The organism is Stenotrophomonas sp. 82F1, assembly GCF_056861525.1.
The window spans coordinates 40810-59979 of sequence record NZ_JBSPUD010000026.1 but is presented as its reverse complement, the minus strand read 5'-3'; the positions used below and the strand labels follow the sequence as shown (position 1 = coordinate 59979).

The 19170-nt window shown below is 67.0% G+C and carries 23 protein-coding genes; 10 read left to right on the top strand and 13 right to left on the bottom strand.

Annotation, left to right across the window (positions count from 1 at the left end; all coding sequences use genetic code 11):
* Positions 1-228: 228 nt before the first annotated feature.
* Together AC13GI_RS19470 and AC13GI_RS19465 are read right to left on the bottom strand one after the other, a co-directional pair.
* Complete coding sequence (locus AC13GI_RS19470; RefSeq protein WP_482997098.1) at positions 229-1413, bottom strand: MFS transporter; 1185 nt, start codon at positions 1411-1413, stop codon at positions 229-231.
* Positions 1410-2588 (bottom strand): serine hydrolase domain-containing protein, encoded by a 1179-nt coding sequence (locus AC13GI_RS19465; RefSeq protein ID WP_482997097.1) that lies wholly within the window; start codon positions 2586-2588, stop codon positions 1410-1412. The genes AC13GI_RS19470 and AC13GI_RS19465 overlap by 4 nt, the downstream gene beginning before the upstream one ends.
* A gap of 228 nt (positions 2589-2816) precedes the next feature.
* Here AC13GI_RS19465 and AC13GI_RS19460 point away from each other — a divergent pair, with 228 nt between their 5' ends.
* Entirely contained in the window at positions 2817-3716 is a 900-nt protein-coding gene (locus tag AC13GI_RS19460) for a LysR family transcriptional regulator (RefSeq protein WP_482997096.1), read from the top strand.
* Positions 3717-3882: 166 nt separating this feature from the next.
* Complete coding sequence (locus AC13GI_RS19455; RefSeq protein WP_482997095.1) at positions 3883-5490, top strand: ATP-binding cassette domain-containing protein; 1608 nt, start codon at positions 3883-3885, stop codon at positions 5488-5490.
* A 195-nt stretch (positions 5491-5685) separates the two neighbouring features.
* Here the strand turns inward: AC13GI_RS19455 and AC13GI_RS19450 are convergent, their stop codons facing one another.
* Complete coding sequence (locus AC13GI_RS19450) at positions 5686-7014, bottom strand: GTP-binding protein (protein ID WP_482997094.1); 1329 nt, start codon at positions 7012-7014, stop codon at positions 5686-5688.
* Positions 7015-7083: 69 nt separating this feature from the next.
* On the opposite strand from AC13GI_RS19450, the gene AC13GI_RS19445 reads away from it, so the two are divergent.
* Positions 7084-7455, top strand: a complete 372-nt coding sequence (locus AC13GI_RS19445; protein WP_482997093.1) for a MerC family mercury resistance protein — start codon at positions 7084-7086, stop codon at positions 7453-7455.
* Between the two features lie 90 nt (positions 7456-7545).
* Here AC13GI_RS19445 and AC13GI_RS19440 read toward each other — a convergent pair whose 3' ends face one another.
* A complete protein-coding gene (locus AC13GI_RS19440) occupies positions 7546-7830 on the bottom strand; it encodes a metal-sensing transcriptional repressor (protein WP_380653094.1) in 285 nt (94 codons plus the stop codon).
* 46 nt (positions 7831-7876) lie between these two features.
* Between AC13GI_RS19440 and dmeF the strand changes: the two genes are divergently transcribed.
* The 4 genes from dmeF to AC13GI_RS19420 all read left to right on the top strand — a co-directional run bounded on the left by dmeF (position 7877) and on the right by AC13GI_RS19420 (position 10674).
* The gene (dmeF, locus tag AC13GI_RS19435) at positions 7877-8848 is read left to right on the top strand and encodes a CDF family Co(II)/Ni(II) efflux transporter DmeF (protein ID WP_482997092.1); all 972 of its coding nucleotides are present in this window, start codon (positions 7877-7879) and stop codon (positions 8846-8848) included.
* Between the two features lie 91 nt (positions 8849-8939).
* Positions 8940-9356, top strand: coding sequence for a hypothetical protein (locus AC13GI_RS19430; protein WP_089238360.1), 417 nt, complete (start codon positions 8940-8942; stop codon positions 9354-9356).
* Between the two features lie 75 nt (positions 9357-9431).
* Positions 9432-9755, top strand: a complete 324-nt coding sequence (locus tag AC13GI_RS19425) for a hypothetical protein (protein WP_482997091.1) — start codon at positions 9432-9434, stop codon at positions 9753-9755.
* Between the two features lie 76 nt (positions 9756-9831).
* Entirely contained in the window at positions 9832-10674 is an 843-nt protein-coding gene (locus AC13GI_RS19420) for a class I SAM-dependent methyltransferase (RefSeq protein ID WP_482997090.1), read from the top strand.
* A gap of 3 nt (positions 10675-10677) precedes the next feature.
* Here the strand turns inward: AC13GI_RS19420 and AC13GI_RS19415 are convergent, their stop codons facing one another.
* From AC13GI_RS19415 to AC13GI_RS19405, 3 genes are all read right to left on the bottom strand, one after another.
* Positions 10678-11646, bottom strand: a complete 969-nt coding sequence (locus tag AC13GI_RS19415) for a polysaccharide deacetylase family protein (protein ID WP_482997089.1) — start codon at positions 11644-11646, stop codon at positions 10678-10680.
* A gap of 88 nt (positions 11647-11734) precedes the next feature.
* Complete coding sequence (locus AC13GI_RS19410; protein WP_482997088.1) at positions 11735-12280, bottom strand: RNA 2'-phosphotransferase; 546 nt, start codon at positions 12278-12280, stop codon at positions 11735-11737.
* Between the two features lie 56 nt (positions 12281-12336).
* On the bottom strand, positions 12337-12981 hold the full coding sequence (locus AC13GI_RS19405; protein WP_482997087.1) for a hypothetical protein: 645 nt from the start codon (positions 12979-12981) through the stop codon (positions 12337-12339).
* Positions 12982-13101: 120 nt separating this feature from the next.
* On the opposite strand from AC13GI_RS19405, the gene AC13GI_RS19400 reads away from it, so the two are divergent.
* Positions 13102-13791, top strand: a complete 690-nt coding sequence (locus AC13GI_RS19400) for a hypothetical protein (RefSeq protein ID WP_482997086.1) — start codon at positions 13102-13104, stop codon at positions 13789-13791.
* 4 nt (positions 13792-13795) lie between these two features.
* Here AC13GI_RS19400 and AC13GI_RS19395 read toward each other — a convergent pair whose 3' ends face one another.
* Positions 13796-13966 carry a hypothetical protein gene (locus AC13GI_RS19395; protein WP_099782623.1) on the bottom strand — a complete coding sequence of 57 codons (171 nt, stop codon included), beginning with the start codon at positions 13964-13966 and terminating at the stop codon, positions 13796-13798.
* A gap of 24 nt (positions 13967-13990) precedes the next feature.
* Positions 13991-14803 (bottom strand): alpha/beta fold hydrolase, encoded by an 813-nt coding sequence (locus AC13GI_RS19390; RefSeq protein WP_482997085.1) that lies wholly within the window; start codon positions 14801-14803, stop codon positions 13991-13993.
* 224 nt (positions 14804-15027) lie between these two features.
* On the opposite strand from AC13GI_RS19390, the gene AC13GI_RS19385 reads away from it, so the two are divergent.
* The gene (locus AC13GI_RS19385) at positions 15028-15507 is read left to right on the top strand and encodes a DUF4440 domain-containing protein (RefSeq protein WP_099821399.1); all 480 of its coding nucleotides are present in this window, start codon (positions 15028-15030) and stop codon (positions 15505-15507) included.
* A 22-nt stretch (positions 15508-15529) separates the two neighbouring features.
* On the opposite strand, the gene AC13GI_RS19380 is transcribed toward AC13GI_RS19385, so the two are convergent.
* Positions 15530-15988, bottom strand: a complete 459-nt coding sequence (locus AC13GI_RS19380) for a hypothetical protein (RefSeq protein ID WP_482997084.1) — start codon at positions 15986-15988, stop codon at positions 15530-15532.
* A gap of 234 nt (positions 15989-16222) precedes the next feature.
* Here AC13GI_RS19380 and AC13GI_RS19375 point away from each other — a divergent pair, with 234 nt between their 5' ends.
* The gene (locus AC13GI_RS19375; protein ID WP_482997083.1) at positions 16223-16621 is read left to right on the top strand and encodes an XVIPCD domain-containing protein; all 399 of its coding nucleotides are present in this window, start codon (positions 16223-16225) and stop codon (positions 16619-16621) included.
* Between the two features lie 49 nt (positions 16622-16670).
* On the opposite strand, the gene AC13GI_RS19370 is transcribed toward AC13GI_RS19375, so the two are convergent.
* The 3 genes from AC13GI_RS19370 to AC13GI_RS19360 all read right to left on the bottom strand — a co-directional run bounded on the left by AC13GI_RS19370 (position 16671) and on the right by AC13GI_RS19360 (position 19083).
* The gene (locus tag AC13GI_RS19370) at positions 16671-17771 is read right to left on the bottom strand and encodes a hypothetical protein (RefSeq protein ID WP_482997082.1); all 1101 of its coding nucleotides are present in this window, start codon (positions 17769-17771) and stop codon (positions 16671-16673) included.
* A 42-nt stretch (positions 17772-17813) separates the two neighbouring features.
* Positions 17814-18389, bottom strand: coding sequence for a hypothetical protein (locus AC13GI_RS19365; protein ID WP_482997081.1), 576 nt, complete (start codon positions 18387-18389; stop codon positions 17814-17816).
* Between the two features lie 118 nt (positions 18390-18507).
* Positions 18508-19083: a hypothetical protein gene (locus tag AC13GI_RS19360; RefSeq protein WP_482997080.1), complete on the bottom strand. Its 576-nt coding sequence runs from the start codon at positions 19081-19083 to the stop codon at positions 18508-18510.
* Positions 19084-19170 lie beyond the last annotated feature (87 nt).

Here is a 19170-nt window from a genome sequence, read left to right as displayed (position 1 = left end):
TCCCTCGCGTGCCTCGCACCCCCCCCCCCCCCCCCCGGGGGGGGGGGGCCCCCCCCCCCCCCCCCCCCCCCCCCCCCCCCCCCCCCCCCCCCCCGACCCGGGACAGATCTCTGCGGCGTTCCACCACGTAAGAGAGAAGAGAAAGCAACAGCGGGTCGCGGCGCTCGCACGTTCTGCTCTCTGTGGTGCCGGCCGCTGGCCGGCAACCCCGTCACCGTTGATCGACGCCTATGCCCAGGCCTTCGGCCGGGCCCACAGCCAGGCTGCAGACACCGCCAGCAGCAGCAACGGCAACCACGCCAGGTGCTGGGCGCCGCTGGCCTGCAGCATCAGGCCGCCGCCCACACCGCCGGCGGCGATGGCCAGGTTCCAACCGGTTACCAGCATCGATTGCGCGAGGTCGGCAGCGGCGCCGGCACGGCGGGCCAGTGCGGTCTGGAACAGGGTTGGCACGGCACCGAACGCGACGCCCCACAGGATCGTCACCAGCAGCAGCACGGCCGGTACGCCCGGCCACAGCAGCAGCGAAACCACTGCCATCACGAAGCCGAGCACGCTGGCCCATACCAGCGCACGCAGATGGCGGTCCACGCCCCAGCCGGCAATGGCGATGCCCACGATCGCGGCGATGCCGAACGCCAGCAGCAGCCGGTCCAGCCAGCCGCCCGCGCCCGCCTGCACCGCCAATGGCTCGATGTAGGTGTACAGCACGTTGTGCGCCAGCACGTACAGCACCATCACCAGCAGCGTGCTGCGGATGCCGGGCATGCGCCAGACCGAACCCAGCGACATGCGCCGGCCTGCGCCGGCCGCCGGCAATGCGGGCAGCGCCCAGCGCGCGTAGCCGAGCAGCAGCACCGCCAGCACGCTCATCAACGCGAACGCCCAGCGCCAGCCGATCTGCTGGCCCAGCAACGTGCCGGCCGGCACCCCCAGCGACAACGCCAGCGGCGAGCCGATCATCGCCACCGCGATCGCCCTGCCCTGCAGTTCCGGCACCACCATGCGCGCGGCATAGCCGGCCACCAGCGACCACAGCAGGCCCGCGCCCACACCGGCCAGGAAGCGCGCCACCAGGGTCAGCATGTAGTCGTGGCTGAGCGCGGTCACGGTGTTGACCACCATGAAGCCGGCAATCGCCGCCAGCAGCAGCGGACGACGCGGCAGGCGCTGGGTGAGCGCGGTCATCGGCAACGCAGCCAGCAGCGAGCCCAGTGCGTACACGCTCACCAGCTGCCCTGCCGCCGCGTCGCTGACGCCGAGACTGTCGCCCATCGGCCGCAGCACGCCGGCGGGCAGCGTTTCGGTCAACAGGGTGATGAAGCCACCACCGGCCAAGGCCAGCAGACCACGCCACGGCAGGCGCGTTGCCTCACCGGCCGGTGCCCCGGCGTCGATCGCGTGGCCGCTCATCGCGCCGTCTCCAGATCGGCGTATACCGCATCGCGCAGTTCATCCACGAACGCGCCGTGCATGCCTTCGTACAGCGTGTTGGTCAGCGCGACCACGCTCAGGCCGCGCGCCGGATCGACGAACCAGCTGTGGCCGTAAGCACCGCCCCAGCGCCATGTGCCCACGGTCTGTGGTGTGCCGCTGGCTGCGGCATCACGCAGCACGGCAAAACCCAGGCCGAAGCCCCAACCGGGCGGATCGATCGGTCCCAGCTCGCCCAACTGAGGCATTCCCATCTGCGACATCAGACTGTGCGGCAGCAACTGTGAGACACGCGAATCGCGCAGTGCCTCCAGCACGGTCATCACCTCGTCAGCGGTGCCCACCAGCCCTGCGCCGGCCGACGGATAACGGTGCGGATCGGTCGCACGTGCCAGGCTGTATTCGATACCTACCGAGCCCTCGAAGGCAGGCACCACCTCGCCCTCCTGCAAGCGATGCGGCTGCGGCAGGTCACTGACATACGGCGTCGCCAGGCGGCCACCGTCGCTGGTGGCAAACGCGGTATCGCGCAGGCCCAGCGGCTGCACCAGCAGCCGGTCGAACAACGCCTGCAACGTCTCGCCTGTCGCTGCTTCAGCCACCGCGCCAGCCACGTCCACGCCCAGCGAGTACAGCCACTGGCTGCCCGGTGCGAACAGCAGCGGCGCCTGCGCGATGCGCTGCACGTTCTGCTGCAGCGTCACCGCGTTCGCGTCCATGCCATCGCTCACGCCCGCCTGCGCATAAGGCCCCTCGGCATCGGCTTCCAGGAAGCGGTAGCCCAGCCCACTGCTGTGGCTGAGCAGCTGGCGCAGGCTGATCGATGGCCGGCTGCCGTCGGCCAGTGCCGGGCGGAACGCCGGCAACCAGCGCTGCACCGGCGTATCCAGGTCGAGCACGCCCTCGGCTACCAGCCGCAGGATCACCGTGGTCAGCAGCGGCTTGCTCACCGAAGCCAGCCGGAACAGCTGGTCGCGGCGCATCGGTGTATTCGATTCACGATCGGCCAGGCCACTGGCGCTGGCATGGCGAAGCACGCCGTGTTCGCGCACCAGTACCACCGCACCGACCAGGCGCTGCGGATGCACGGCCTGCAGCAGCGCGCTCACCGCGGGCAATGCCGGTGCAGTTTCAACAGGAAGGGCGAGTGTCATCGGGGTGATCCGTGGGGAGAGGCCCGCCACGGTAGGCAGCTTCGGCGCCCGCAAAAAGCGGGGCCGGGCTCCGCGCATCATGGACCACGCGGTCCGTAATCGGCATGATGCCCGGAACCATTGGGCCGCAACGACCCGCCGAGCACCCGCACCGCACTGTTGCACCGGCTGCGTCATCGCGCATGCCGACCGCCGCCTACCCTGCCCTCTTTCGCTGCGACCTTCCCCATGTCCGTCCTCGACAACCTGGCCAACCTGCAGACCTTCGTCCACGCCGCGGACACCCGCAGCTTCGTCGACACCGGTCGCGTGCAGGGCATCTCCGCCTCGGCCGCCGGCAAGTGCGTGGCCCGGCTGGAACACGCACTCGGCGTGCGACTGTTCCATCGCAGCACGCGCAGCATCACCCTCACCGCCGAGGGCCAGCTGTTCCTGGCGCGTTGCCGGCGCATCCTCGACGAGCGCGACGCCGCACGTACCGAACTGGCCCAGCAGCATGCAACCCCCAGCGGCACCCTGCGCATCAGCCTGCCGCTGGTGGGCGACCTCACCCTGCCGTTGATGGCCGAGTTCATGGCCGCCTATCCCGACATCCGCCTGGAGCTGGATTTCTCCGATCGACTGGTCGACGTCATCGAGGAAGGCTTCGACGCCGTGCTGCGCGTTGGCGAGCCCAGCGACTCACGCCTCACCGCGCGCCGCCTTGGTGTGTTCCCCCGCCGTGTGGTTGCATCGCCGGCGTACCTGCAACGGCATGGCATTCCACGCACGCCGGGCGACCTGCTGCAGCACCGCCTGCTGCATTACCGCTTCCCCAGCAGCGGCAAACTCGAACCGTGGCCGATCCTTTGGCCCGAGGGAGAAACGGCGCAGGAACTGCCGGTGCACCTGGTGGCCAACACCATCGAGGCGCGGGTGGCACTGGCACTGCGCGACGGTGGCCTGGCGTTCTTGCCGGTGCATTCGGTACGCGATGCGCTCGCTGACGGCCGGCTGGTCACGGTGCTTGATGAGCACGTGCATTCCTGCGGCACGTTCCACCTGTTGTGGCCCTCCGGCCGCCACGTGCTGCCGAAGCTGCGGGTGTTCATCGAATTCGTCGGCGCACGGCTGGATACGGTGCCGTAACGCAGCGCAGTGGCCGCGACCATTCAGCTCACGGCGCTATACTGCGCACTCATTCCTGCAAGAGGCTCGCGACCAATGCGCCAGTGATGCCGCCGTCTTCGCACTAGACGGCCCGACTCTTCCCGCCCCTGCGCGCAGGGGAGAACCAGGCATCCATGGAGGTCGCATGACTTCGCATTCCCTCACGCTCGATCGCGTGTCGTATCGGTTGGCCGATGGCCGACCGCTGTTTTCCAATCTGTCCTTTTCCTTCGAACCGGTGGCCACCGGCCTGGTCGGCGCCAACGGCGTGGGCAAGAGCGTGCTCGCGCGCCTGCTCGCTGGCCAGCTGTCGCCCGACGAGGGTCAGGTGCACCGCAGTGGCCAGGTATTCCTGTTGCCTACGCCCGGCTATCCGCCACGTGGCACGGTCGCCGAACTGGCCGGCGTGGGCGCCGAACTGGCGGCGCTGGCGCGCATCGAAGCGGGCAGCGTCGATGCAGCGGACTTCACCTGCATCGGCGACCGCTGGAACCTGCGCGAACGCCTGCAGCAGCAGTGGCAGACACTGCAGCTGCCGGCCGACCTTGATCCCGCGCAACCCGCCGCGCGGCTCAGTGGTGGCCAGGCGATGCAGGTCGCCCTGTCTGGCGCGTGGGCCAGCGGCGCAGACTGGCTGATCCTCGACGAACCGAGCAATCACCTCGATGCCCATCACCGCCGCCAACTGTATGCACAGCTGCAGCGATGGCAGGGCGGACTGCTGGCGATCAGCCATGACCGCGCCCTGCTCTCGCAGATGACGCAGATCGTCGAACTGGATGCGCAGGGCCTGCATCGTTATGGCGGGCCATGGCAGCACTATGCCGACACGCGTGCCGCCGAACGCGAGGCCGCCGCCGCCCAGCTTGACCACGTCCGCGCCCAGCACCGGCAGCAGCAACGCAGCGCGCGCGAGCAGCACGAGCGCCAGCAGCAGCGCCAGGCACGCGGCAACCGCGAGGCGCGCGAGGCCAACCAGGCACCGATCCTGCTCGGTCGGCAGAAGCAGCGCGCCGAAGCCAGCCACGGGCGCGCGCAGCAGATCCAGAGCGATCGCCTGCAGGCCAGCGCCGCGCAGGTACGCGCCGCCGCAGCAGCGGTGCACGTGGCGCCGGAACTGGCGTTGTTCAGTGGCGAAGGCGAGCGTGGCCAAGCCCGTTTGCTGCAGGCGCATGAGCTGGTGCTGCCGCGCGGCTGTCGTGCGCCACTGCAGCTGGAGATCCGTCGTGGCCAGCGCATTGCCGTGGTCGGCGACAACGGCAGCGGCAAGTCGACGCTGTTGCGCGTGCTGGCCGGTGAGCTGGCCGCAGACAGCGGGCAGGTGCAACGGCACGCGCCCTTGGCCCTGCTCGACCAGCAGCTGCTGAATCTGCGCAGCGAAGAGAGCATTCTCGACGCGGTGCAGGCCGCCCATCCCACGGCCGATCCGGCTGAGCTGCGCACACGGTTGGCGTTGCTGGGCCTGGATGCGCAGCGCATCCAGCGCCCGGCCAGCAGCCTCAGCGATGGCGAGCGGGTGAAAGGTGCGCTGGCCAGCGTGCTGTATGCCGATCCTGCCCCGCAGCTGTTGTTGCTGGACGAGCCGGGCAATGCGCTGGACCTGGCCGCGCTGCAGGCGCTGGAAGATCTGCTGGCGGCATGGCCGGGGGCGTTGCTGATGGTCAGCCATGACGCGCACCTGCTGCAGGCCCTGCGGCCAACGCAGGTGCTGCAGGTGAGTGAAGCAGGTTGGCAGTGGCGCGATGACCTGTAGAGCCGAGCCCATGCTCGGCTCCTGCCGGCTGGCATCCACGCATGGCGTGGATCTACTGCCTGGCAATGCGTCCACGTCCATCGGAAGCGATGCGTTGTAGAGCCGAGCCCATGCTCGGCTCCCGCCGGCTGGCATCCACGCATGGCGTGGATCTACTGCCAGCCGAGCATTCATCCACGCATGGCGTGGATCTACTCATCCACGTTTCCACACTGGGAACGTCTGCGGCATCTGCTGCCACAGCAGGGGCCCGGCCTGCAGCTCGTCGTCGTTGAGCAGGCATGCGTCCAGCGCATTCCGCACCACGCGCTCATCCATGTGTACGCCGATCACCACCAGTTCCTGCCGGCGGTCACCCCACAGCGGGTGCCATAGGCGCGCCATCGCCGCGTGCGCGGCCGCGTCCGGGAATTCCTGTGCATCGGGCAGCGGCGCGCTCCAGCAGTCAGCCTGCTGCCGGGCCCAGCCCAGATCGCTGTAGGGCAGTGGCGTCGGTGGCAGCAGCGGCGTGGTGTCCTCCTGGCCGGCGCGCACACGCTCGCGCGCCGCATACCAGAAGCCCGCCGCCTGCGTGCGCGTGGCCGCGCCCACACTGTTCAACTCACCCACCCAATCCATGCGGTTGGCCAGCCAGAACCAGCCCTTGCTGCGGATCACCCCGGGCATGCCGTGCTGCAACGTGCGCGCGAAGCGGGCCGGGTGGAACGGCCGTCGCGAGCGGTAGACGAAGCTGGCAATGCCGTATTCCTCGGTTTCCGGTGTGTGCTCGCCGCGCAGCTCCTTCACCCAGCCGGGAGCCTGCTGCGCACGATCGAAATCGAAGCGACCGGTATCCAGCAGCTCGGCAAGCGGCACGTCGCCGAAGCGGGACAGCAGCAGCTTCGCGTCACGGTTCAAGCCGCGCAGCACCGCCAGCGTGTCCTGCAGCAGCTCCTCTTCCACCTGGTCCACCTTGCTGACCACGATCACGTTGGCAAACTCCACCTGCTCGCACAGCAGGTCGACCACGCCGCGGTCGTCGTCCGGCCCTGCCTGCTGGCCACGCTCGGCCAAGCGCAGCGTCGACTCGAAATCGGCCAGGAAGGCGCTGCCATCCACCACCGTCACCATCGTGTCCAGCCGCGCGATATCGCTCAGGCTGAAACCGTGCTCATCGCGTACCGCGAAGGTGGCCGCTACCGGCATCGGCTCGCCGATCCCGGTCGATTCGATCAGCAGGTAGTCGTAGCGGCCACTGTCAGCCAGGCGCCGGACCTCTTGCAGCAGATCATCGCGCAGCGTGCAGCAGATGCAGCCGTTGCTGAACTCCACCAGCGTCTCTTCGGTGCGACGCAGCTCCGCGCCGCCATCGCGTACCAGCTGCGCATCGATGTTGACCTCGCTCATGTCGTTGACGATCACCGCCACCCGCAGGCCATCGCGGTTGCGCAGGATCTGGTTGAGCAGGGTGGTCTTGCCGGCCCCAAGGAAGCCGGAGAGCACGGTGACCGGAAGGCGACGGTCGGCGCGGGAAACAGTGTTCATGTCGGAGCGGGTTGGCTGCGGAACGGAAATGTTACTGTATAACAATTGCCGCGCAAGGAACCTCCCCACATGAAGTCGCCCTCCGCCGCCCTGCTTGATGCCGGTGCCGTCGCCCTGTCCAGCCTGTGCCTGCTGCATTGCCTGGCACTGCCCCTGCTGGCGGCCGCGCTGCCGCTGTTCGGCGTCTGGGCCGAAGCGGAATGGGTGCACTTGGTCTTCGTGGCCATCGCGCTGCCGCTGACCGGCTTCGCCCTGTGGCGGGCCGAACGCCGCCATCCCCTGCCTGCGCTGGCGTGGCTGAGCGCCGGTATCGGCCTGGCCCTGCTGATGGCCGGCGCGCTGGCGCTGCCCTCGCACGCGTGGGAGACCCCGCTGACGGTCACCGGCAGCCTGCTGCTGGCCGCCACGCACCTGGGGACCGCGCGGCCCCGCCACCGCTAACGCCGCAGGGGTGGTGCCGGCCGCTGGCCGGCAACCTCATGACCTGCGGAAGTCGTCTGCAGTTGCCGGCCAGCGGCCGGCACTACCTGGCTATTTGCCGTAACGCCGCAGCAGCTCCACCAGCACCTCGGCTTCGGCCGCCCGCTGGGCCGGGTCTTCCGCGCCCACCACGTGTTCCTGCAGGTGCTCGTGCAGCAGTTCCATCAACAGGCTGTGGGCAGCGCCACGCACGGCCGCCACCTGCACCAGCACGTCGGCGCAGTCGCCTGCCTCGCTTTCTGGCGTGCTCAACGCCTGCTCCAACGCCGCCACCTGGCCGCCGATGCGACGGACCCGGGTCAGCAGCTGCTTTCGATTCCTGTGTACATGCGCCATGACCGGATCATATACCCTATGGGGGTATCCATCCATCACCGCCCCCATGCACCTGGACGCCCTCGCCGCCGCCCGCCGCCACGAACACCGCTTCGACGACGGTAACCCGCTGGCCGAACGCAATACCCGTCGCGCGATGTGGCTCACCGTCAGCATGATGCTGGTCGAGATCCTCGGTGGCTGGTGGTTCAATTCCATGGCCGTGCTCGCCGACGGCTGGCACATGAGCTCGCACGCGCTGGCGCTGGGCCTTTCGGTGTTCGCCTACCGCTGTGCACGGCGCTACGCACACGATCCGCGCTTTGCGTTCGGCACCTGGAAGATCGAGATCCTGGCCGGCTACACCAGCGCCATCGCCCTGCTCGGCGTCGCCGCGCTGATGGCCGTGCAATCGCTGGAACGCCTGTGGGTGCCCGCGCCCATCCACTACAACGAAGCCATCGCCATCGCCGCCGTTGGTCTGGGCGTGAACCTGTTCTGCGCATGGTGGCTGCACGACAGCCCCGGCCACGTCCACCACCATCATGGCCACGGACACGATCATGGCGATCATCATGGGCATGACCACGATCACGGCCATTCCCACGGGCACGATCTCAACCTGCGTTCGGCCTACGTGCACGTGCTGGCCGACGCCGCCACCTCGGTGCTGGCCATCGTCGCCCTGCTCGGCGGCAAGCTGCTCGGCCTGACCTGGCTGGACCCGGTGATGGGCCTGGTCGGCGCGGTGCTGGTCACCGTGTGGGCGATCGGTCTGCTGCGCGACAGCGGCCGCATCCTGCTCGACGCGCAGATGGACGCGCCAGTGGTAGCCGAGGTGCGCGAGGTGATCGAACAGGGCCCGTGGCCGGCACGCCTGGCCGACCTGCATGTGTGGCAGGTGGGGCGCGGCAAGTACGCCGTCGCCGCCAGCGTGGTCACCAGTGACGCCACCCTCGATCCGGACACCGTGCGCCAGGCGCTGGCGATCCACGAAGAACTGGTGCACGTCACCGTGGAGATCCACCGCTGCGCGTGACCCCGGCGCGCCGCGGTTCTTGCCGAAAATCTGTACCGGGCGCCACCGCGTGCTGCCTACACTGGCCGCACCTGCTCCGTCGGGACATCCCATGCGCGCGCTCCGCCTGCTGCTGCCCGGTGCCCTCCTGCTGCTGGTGGCCTGTTCCGGCGACACCCAGCTGCCGTTCTCTTCCGACCCGATGCTCGGCTGCTTCGCCACCAGCCCGCGCAAGTCCGCCGAGTTCCGCATCGAAAAGGAAGGAAGCCAGTACTTCGTGTCCTTCGAGCGCGACGGCCAATGGCAGCGCGAACCCAATGCGCTGTACAAGGCCAGCCGCAGCGACATCCAGCAGTACTTCCGCGACGACGCCGACCAGATCGACAGCGCGCTGATCCGCATGGCCGGCGGCTTCGGCATCTTCCACGTCAAGGACGGCGCCACGTTGAAGGCGCGGGCACGCGACAGCGATTACATGGCGCTGCTGTTGATCGGGGCGGGGCCGGTGTATGCGGTGAAGTGTCAGTAGCGGCCAGATTGCAATTCTTCCCATGGCCCCAGCGATGCCGCTGGCACACGCTGCCGGTTTCGAGGAGGAATACCGATGACCGTTCTTCTCCTGCTGGCCGCGATCGTTGCAAAGACCCAGGGTGCTTATGACGAGGTGCGTGAGACCGATGACGGCGACGTCGTGGTGATGCGCACCTTCGACTGGGAAATCGAAGGGGAACGCGCCAAGCGTGTAACGGTGCATTGGTTGCTGCAGGAAGACGGCAGCATGCGCTACGACTTCGACCGGCAGCCAGCCGCCACCCAGGATGCCCATCGCCGTTCGTGCGCGTTGCAGGGCATGCAGCCCTCACGAGGCGTCGGCAGGATCTCAGGAGAAGGAACCATCCACGGATTCAGCTGCACCGACCTGCGGTAGCGCCGCACCCATGTCCGGCTCGGCTGCACAGCGCCTGCGGTACCATGCCCTCCCCCGAACCACCCCTGTACCCAACGTGCCCCATTACACCGGCCCCCTGCTGACCCGCGACAGTGCTGAAACCCTGCGCCGTGCCCACGACAAGGGCGCCACCGAATGGCAGGGCTCGCTCGACCTGGGGCGCAGTGAAGCGGCTGTACAACTGGACGCCGAGGGTTTCACCTTCCGTGGCCAGCACTACCCGTGGCCGGGCAAGCTGAAGGACCGCACCCTGTACTACTGGGATGGCGAGGAGTTCTCCGCCATCTCCCGCTTCAGCGGCTCGCTGATCAAGCTGGTGCCGACCGAGTGGGGCGCGCCGACCTTCGAGATCGACGGCATCAAGATGCTGCCGACCTCGAAGCTGTCGCCGTTCGAGGACGCGCGCCGCAAGGTCGAGCTGGTCGCCCCCGCAGGCAAGATCATCCTCGATACCTGCGGTGGCCTGGGCTACTTCGCCGCCTGCGCGCTGGAGGCCGGCGTCGGCCAGATCCGCTCGTTCGAAAAGAACGCCGACGTGATGTGGCTGCGTACGCTCAACCCGTGGTCGCCCGATCCTGATTCAGCCGCCGCTGGCGGTCGCCTGCACTTCAGCCACGGCGACGTATCGCAGCAGATCGAACAGGTGGCCAGCAACAGCGTCGATGCGATCCTGCATGACCCGCCGCGCTTCGGCATCGCCGGCGAACTCTACTCGCAGGTGTTCTACGACCACCTCGCCCGCGTCATCCGCAAGGGCGGTCGCCTGTTCCACTACACCGGCGCGCCGAACAAACTGACCAGCGGCCGCGACGTGCCGCGCGAAGTGGCCAAGCGCCTGGAAAAGGCAGGCTTCAAGGCCGAGCTGGCACTGGACGGTGTGCTGGCCGTCAAGCGCTGAACCTCACTCGCCATCCACCTTGGCCAGCTTCATCACCCACTTCGGCACTTCCGGCTCGCCAGCATAGAATTCCTTGGGCTTGTTCTCGGCCATCGCCCAGCGGTGCAGCCAGCTCGGTCCATAGCGACCGCTGTAGCCCTCGGCGCCGCGTGCATAGGCGGGGTCGCGCACCGCCTCCTGCAGTGACACGAAGCGATAACCGCGACGCTTGGTGGCCGCCACCAGCTCGGCGAAGGTCGCTGCATTGAGTTCGTTGGCATGCATCAGCCACACCTGCGGCAGCGCATACCCCAGCAGCGCCTGCGACTGCTTCTCGTAGTAATCCACCTTGTTCAGCATGTACGGCACATAGCCCTTGCGCAGGCTCGCGAGCGTCGCCTCGCGCTGCGGTGAATCGGGCTGCTCGTTCATCACGTTGGCGTAGGCGAAGGCCCACACCCACTCACCGTTGTCGACCGTCACCGGCGCAACGCGGTAGCCATGCTGCTTGAAGAGCACGTCCATCGCCGCGCGATCTTCCGGCGTACGCCCCGCACGCAGATACGGATGACGCATCCACTGTGGCGTCTGCCCGCGTTCGGCCAGCAGCGGCCGCAGTACCTGCTCGCCACGCAGGAAATCCTGCTGGAATGCCGGCACGCCCTTGGCGTTGAGGTCCATGTGCGACCAGGTGTGGTTGCCCAGCTCGTAGCCGGCATCCAGCCAGTCGCGCAGCATCTGCACGCGCGCCGGCTGCACCTGGCCATCCACTTCCAGCTTGTTTTCGTTGACGAAGCCGATCACTGGCACCTCAGCCTGGCGCAGCTGTGCCATCAACGCAGCATGACGCGCCTGCAGATCGGCCGGCACGATCTCATCCAGGCGCGCCCAGGGCAGATCGTCAATGGTCACCGCAATGCGCCGATCGACTTCGGCAGCATGGACGGTGAGTGACAACAACAGCAACGGCAACGCACGCAGGAACAGACGCATCGGTACATCCATGGGATGAGATGCAACGACTGTAACGCGATTGAGGCTTGCAGCCGAGTGTGGGTCGGCGTCGCGGCGTCGGGCCGAGTCAGTCGGCGATGTACTTTGGCGGCACGTGGTCGGTCAACCACACGCCGTTGGCGGAGCGGTAGAAGACATGCCCTTCAGCATGCATGCGCCCGGCGTGCACGCTGAGAATGACCGGTGCACCGCGGCGAGCGCCGACCTGATGGGCCGTCTCCCGGTCCAGTGACAGATGCACGTGATGGCGCCCGCCTGCACGCAGGCCCTGCTCGCGGATCGAGCCGACGAAGCGCGACACCGTGCCGTGGTACAGCCACTGTGGCGGCTCGACCGGCACCAGTCCAAGATCGACCGTGACCGAATGCCCTTGGTTCGCGCGGATGCGCTGACCATCATCGCTCAGTGCAAAGCGTTGCTTGTTGCAGGTCGCCACGATGTGCTGCAGTCCTGCATGATCGAGCGTCCGCCCATGTGCAGCCAGCTTCTGCAGGAGCTCGTCGACGTTGGCCCAGCCCTGGCCGTCCAGGATCAACCCGATTTTTTCGGGCTCATGGCGCAGCACCAGACTGAGGAACTTGCTGGTGTGCTTGGATGAAGTTTCCGTATTCATCCGTATAGAGTGCCGCAGAAGCGTCGGTCGGTGCCAGTCAGCGGCCCGCGCGAGAGTCAGAGCCGGGTCAGCTGCGAGGTGGTGCGCCACAGCCACACACCAACCACCATCGCGGCCAGCAACAGCCCACACAGGATGATGGCCAGCGCGTCAGGTGCGTGCGGCGGCATCAGCTCGGCCCTGGCGAACAGCTGCAGCAACCATCGCCGCATCGAGGACGGCAGCGCCTGCCCGTCCGGTGCCAGATCGGTCATGCACGCAGCCGGCAGTGCCGTGGTGATGCCTTCCCACACATGCTCATACAGTCGCAACATCGCGCTGGCCAGCAGCAACGCCGCCGCGTGCAGGGCGAGCAGGCCCCACGCACTGCGGCGCAGCGGCGCGTCCACATGCCGCAACCAGTGCACACAGACCAGGAGCGTACCCAGCAGGGCGAGCAGCAGCGTTGCCATCGGCAGCCAGAACAGCGGCTGCCAGTCATCCAGCGCGCTGGCACGCGCCAGCAGATGCTCGGCCACGTGCAGGCGCGCGGCCGGATCAATACCACCACAGGCCAGCGACAGTGGCTCCAGCAGCAGGTCCACGCGGTGATGGAAGTACCCTGCGGCCAGGCCAACCGACAGCAGCGCCACCACCTGCAGCAGCAACAGCATCAGGCCAGCGCCGAAGAAGCGCCCGAGGCGGGCAGTAAAGGCGGTCATCGGTGTATCCCCAGCAAGTGACGCGCATGCTAGCCAAGCCAATCGATGCTGTCGGCTGGCAGATGCGACACCATCGCCGGTGATGCGCGATCATGTGCGTTCAATGCAGGAGTGTTGGCGATGCTGGGGTTGTATCTGTTCGTGCGTACCGTGCTGCCGGCACTGCTGGGCGGGGCGGTTGCGATGCTGGGCGCGCGGGTGATCAATCGACGGCTGGCCCGTCTACCGCCACGGGTGATTGCCCTGCCCGATGACAGCCTGCTGCCCAGCCCCGCTGCACAGCGGCGTTATCGCCGCCTGCGGCGCCGCAGCCCCGGCCTGAACAGCATCACCCTACCGCCCAAGGTGCCGCGGAGCTGGATCTGGCTGGCAGCAATGGTTTTCATCGGCACGATAAGCCTGGCCGTCTACCTGACGCCCGACGGCCCGCGCTTCCAGGTGATGGTGGAGAGCTTCGTGGGCTATCCCTCCACCGTCATCGAGGTCCGGGCGCCGGTAGAGCAGCAACTGCGCCTGCTGGACACCTGCACGCCGGTCCTGCTGCAGACTGTCCGTCCCATCACCATGCGTTATCGCAGGACACGAACCGGCAACCCGGTCGAGGTACATGGCGTGCTGCCGGTGCAGGTGCGTCGCCGAGGCACACTGTTGCAGGTGGCCACGGCGCAGCCGGTGGATGCAGCCGTGCTGCGCGATGCCCTGCGCGCCTGCAGCGCATCGTCCGGCGCTGTACTGACAATGCATGCCCGCACCGTCGCGCCATGGCGGGAATGGGGTTGGCAGCCGTGGGCGGGGCGCAGCAGCCAGTAAGGCTTCAACCGCGCGGCAGTTTCGCCGCCCACATGTTGTCCACCAGGTTCGGGTAACGGCGCCCGTTCTCTTCCGCCCGCTGCCGCGCCGCCGCCTTCTGCGCCTCCGTCAGCGGCTGCGTCTTCTGGCCCTTCGGGTTGGGCTTCTTCCAGGGCGGCGTGCGGGCAGTAGGCATGTGCGGATGATGCCGTAGTCGGTGTTACTTCTTCAGGAATTCCAGCAGCGCCAGATTGAAATCATCGGCGTGGCTGGTGTTGCAGCCATGCGGCGCATGCTTCAGCACCACCACCTCGCTGCCGGCGATGGCAGCGTGCGTGCGTTTGCCCGAACCTTCGAACGGCACCGTGGCATCGCTGTCGCCGTGCAGCACCAGCGTCGGTACCGTCACCTTCTTCAGGTCCGCACGGAAGTCGGTGGTGGCAAACGCTTTCATGCAGCCCAGCGCGGCGTTCTGGTCAGACTGATGGGCAAGCGCGATGGCAGCCTGACGCTCGTCCTCGGTGACCATCAGCTTGCCGTCGGCACTGAAGAAGTCACGGGTGAAGCCGTCGAAGAACGCTTCCCGGTCTTTCTCCAGCCCCTGGCGCATCTCATCGGCCTTTTCCTGGGTCAGCGGCCCGTCCGGGTTGTCCGCACCCTTCAGCAGGTACGGCGGCACGGCCGAAGCGAACACCACGCTGTGCAGGCGATCCTCACCATGGCTGGCGACGTAGCGCGCCACCTCGCCACCGCCCATCGAGAAGCCGACCAGGGTGACATCGCGCAGGTCGCGCTCATCGATCAGGCCGGCCAGGTCAGCGGCCAACGTGTCGTACTCGTAACCATCGGCGGGCTTTTCCGAGCGACCGAAGCCGCGTCGGTCGTAGCTGATCACGCGGTAGCCGGCATCGCGCAGCAATGGCACCTGTGCCTTCCAGGATTCGGCCGACAGCGGCCAGCCGTGAATCAGGATCACCGGCCGGCCGGTGCCGCCGGTGTCTTCAATGTGCAGGCGGACGGAGGAGGTAGGCATGGGAGCTCCCGGGGAGAATGAGGAATCCAGCCTAGGCACTGGCAACGGAGCCCCCTGTGATGGAATCGGCGCAGGCCATGACATCGCGTACACGGGCACCGGGTTGCATCGGTTCGCACCCGCCAGTACGGGATTGGTCGCGCCCTCCCCGGGTTTCGTCAGCGACCGCTTACGGTGAGACGGCCCCCGTGCCAGTCTGCGCCGGTCCTCAACGGAGCCTCGCCATGCTGCTCGCCCTGCCCCTGCTCGCCGCCGCACTCGCCGGCACTGCCCCCGCCAGCGACACCCTGCGCGAGCAGATCCGCGCAGCCGACACGCAACTGTTCGCCGTGGCCTTCGATGCCTGCGATGCCGACAGGGCCGCCGCGATGACCACCGAAGACATGGAGTTCTTCCATGACAAGGATGGCAAGTCCGCCAACAGCCGCGAGGACTTCCGCCGCAGCGTGGCCAACCTGTGCGACAGCGCGCGCAAGGGCGGCTGGCACCTGCGGCGCGAGCTGGTGGAGAGCTCGCTGCAGGTCTTCCCGCTGCAGGATGATCGCGCACTGGAAATCGGCGACCACCGCTTCCATGAGCGTGGCACCGATGGCGTTGAACGCTGGACCGGGCAGGCCCGTTTCATCCAGGTCTGGCGCCGGGTGGACGGTCAATGGCAGGCCGAGCGGGTGATCAGTTACGACCACCGCCCGGCGGACAAATGATCATCAGCGCCGCAGCGCCCGCTCAGTCACGCAGGTTGCTGGCGCGCGTCAGCATCCAGCAGCCGTAGCGGCGCGCGAAGGTGTAGGTATCGCGCTCGTCGTCGCTGCCGAAGGTCACGCGCTGTCCGTTGTCGTCGATCGCTTCGATGCGTTTGGGCGCGTTGTAGGTACCTGCGCGCATGCGCTCCAGCGCGACCGGGTCACGACTGACCGGCGAAGGCACGAACAGATCGAACGCAGCGAGGTAGCGGTAGCTGAAACGTTTCAATCGCGCGCCGCCCTGTTCCAGCACGACGTGCGTGGGTGCCAGCCCCTGGTGGTCGTCGCGCACGGTGTGCATCGGCACCTCGTACTCCAGCGGGTCGGAGGTATAGCGCAGGCGCACCCGGTCATCGGCCGGGTCGGCAAAGCGTTGCAGGAAACGGGTGAAGTCCTGCGATGGGCAGGCGGGATCGTCCGCTGCTGCCGGCGTTTCAGCCACCGCAGCACCTGCGCAGGCCCACAGCCCCACGCCGAGCAGCAACCGCGCGACCGCCTGTCCCCGTGTCCGGATTGTCTCCCCGTGCACCACGCTCTCCCCCGCTACCATTGCACCGGACGCCATCCCCTGCGTCGCCGGGCCACAGGCTAGCAACAAAGCGGTTACCGGCGCAGCCCGCGACCGTTTTACACTGGCCACATCCGGCCACACGGTAGCGGCCACATGGAGCCCCCAATGACCCCTGACGATTCCCTTCACCAGCAGATCCGCCAGAACGTGGCCGCACTGGACGAAAAGCACGGCCGCGCGTTCGACGCCACCAGCGAGAACGTGGCCGCCAGCCTGGCCGTCAAAGCCCGCGAACAGGGCCTGGAACGCGCCGACCACGTGGTGGTGAGCAACGCCACGGCCAACCACCCGGCTGGGCACAACATCTTCGTGGTGCAGGGCGACCCGGCCAACCCGGCGCACCTGCGGGCGATGCTGCCGACCGCCGTGGCCGCGCAGACGCCGGCCGAGGAGTCACTGCAGAAGCTGGGACTGGGTGGGCAGCAGCCGGTGCAGGACCAGCAGCAGACGCTGGATGCACAGGCGCAGGATCAGCAGCAGAATCCTGCGCATCGGATGGGGTAAACACCGGCAGGCGTCGATGCGATCGACGCCTTTATGGCATGGGCCGATATCAGCCCATTCGCGGCTGGGACTGCTGCGTCTGTTGCTGCAGCTGGTCTTCCTGCGCGACACGGCTGGACTCGCGGCCCTGATGCTGCAGGCTTGCTTGTTGGTACACCTCTTCAACCGTGCCCTGCTGGGCATCGACCAGCGACAAGCGCTGGCGGTTCGCTGCAGGGTCCGGTGAAGCGGTGTCGCCAGTGCGCTGCAGAAAAACATAGCCCGGCGAATCCGCCGCACCGCCGCTGCTGAAGGCCACCTGCAAGGTATCGCGTTCGGTGTAGCCCCCCTGCACCGCCAATCGTGTCAGGTGGCCCGCCAAGAGCTCGGGCTGCTGTCCCGCAGGCAGCCCTTGGCGCTCGGCGGCGTCACCCAGCGCTGCCCGCACCCGCTGGTCGAGCGGATGCAACGCGTCGCCCGGCACGCGTGCGTCGTTGGCCACCCGCTCGCCGCTGCGCTCGCCGATGTCGTCGTTGTCGCTCAGCAGGCGATGCTTCCACGTACGATCGGGCATCGGGTTGGTTTTCGTACGATTGAGATCACTGTTGGGGAACGGCGGATCGATGCTGTCGACTCCGTGGATGTTACGCAGCGGACGATAACCGTCCTTGCCCCCGCCATTGATGTCCAGAGGAATGCGGACATCCGGGAAAAGCTGCCCGGCGGGACCTCCCAGCGCATTCACGTCGATGCTTCTTTTCCGCTCGATGCCCGCGTGGTTCAGCGCTTCCCAGGTGAAGTCCACGCAGTTGTTGCGGACATCCTGGTAGTGCTTGCTGAAGCCAAACCCCTCGGGATCTTTGCCGAAGGCGTCGAGCTTCTTGTATTGCTCCTCGCTGATTTCGAGCGTCCGGGTGTATCGCGGATCCTTATAGATCAGATCATCTTTCTTCACGATGTCGCCCGGCCCATTGATGTCGCCATGCACCACAGGTGCAAAGCCGTAGCTCTGGGGAGGCACACCCGTAGCGTGCAGGACGTAGAACATGTGCCCCGGCGCGGAGGTCTGCAGAACACCATCCACAACCTCCTGCTTACCGGTCGAAAGATCAAGCAGAGGGGTCCCGGGTGCCGCAATGACGATATCTACGGTGTAGCGCGGCTTGTCCATAAGATTGTTCCTTCAGTTCCTTCCAAGGGATGTAAATAGAGCTTACTTACCAACGGGTCGTGCAGCGTGGACGCGAAGACGAGCCGAATACTCGCCCAGTTCCGGGGTCACTTTGACGGTGCGAACCTGCACTCGATAGCGGTTGTCGTTCTGCAGGGGCAAGGCAACGACACTCAGCATGTACTGCCCGCCGCTACCTGACCGCAACATTGCATAGCGCCAAGTATCCGACGTATGCCACGCAGGAAGCGGCTGACCTGCGTTGAGTGCTAGTGCCTGGTAATTGTCGTAGGTAGGCACATCCTTCCAAGCCCCTCCTGTCCAGCGCTGCAGGACCACTTCGAACGGAATGTTCAAGCGCTCCAAGTCCGGCGCATCCGCGCTGTACGGTCTTTGGCGTTGCATCTCGAGTTCCAACGCATGAATGCGGCTGGGAGTGAAGTTGCGTCCGTTCATCTCGAACTCGAAGATCACCTCTTGGCCCGGCTGATCCACAGCGATCGGCTGCGTGAGGTCCAGCGGCTCGGGTGGAACAGGATCACTGCTGGAACAGGCACCCAGCGCGGTGCTCAAGATGATCAACAGGCCGACGTGCAGCCAGCGGTGGATACCCAGCATGTTCAGATCCTTTGGCTCCCTGCCATGGGCCTCAACCCTAGCCGCTGTGCCATGGGGCGGGCAAGCAGGCAACCCATCAGGAGTCGGATGAAGGGGCAGCTATACAGCGTGAGGACAGCTATTTACCCACAGGCCATGCAGCATGTATCCGCACCTGAGCCAGGTAGTGCTGTAGTTCCGGTGTGGTCTGTACGGTACGAACCCGCGCGCGATAGCGAGCACCAGGCTCCAACGGCAGGGCAACGATGCTCCATCGATACTGGCCACCGCTGCCAGCGCTCAACGCTGCATAGCGCCAGACAGTGGATGTGTGCCACGCAGGAAGCGGCTTCCCCGCGTTAAGCGCGAGTGCCTGGTAGCTGTCATGGGTGGGAACGTCCTGCCAGGCACCTGCGCCCCATCGCTGCAGTGACACCTCAAAGGGAATATTCAACTTGCGCATGTCCGGTTCGCCGTTCTCGCGCCCGCCTTGCCGTTGCACCTCAAGCTCCAGCGCATAGGTGCGGCCTGGATCGAAATTGCGCGCATTCGTTTCGAACTCGAACCGCACCTCTTGGCCCGGCTGATCCACCGTAATCGGTTGCGTCAGTTCCAGCGGTTCCGGCGGCTCCGGGATGCGGCTGGAACAGGCGCCCAGCACGGAGCTCAAGATGATCAACAGGCCGGCGCGCAGCCAGCGGTGGATACCCAGCATGATTCAGGCCCTTTGGCTCCCTGCCATGGGCTTCAACCCTAGCGGGTTGGCGGTGGGCACTGCAACCGAGCAAAGAAAAAGGCAGGG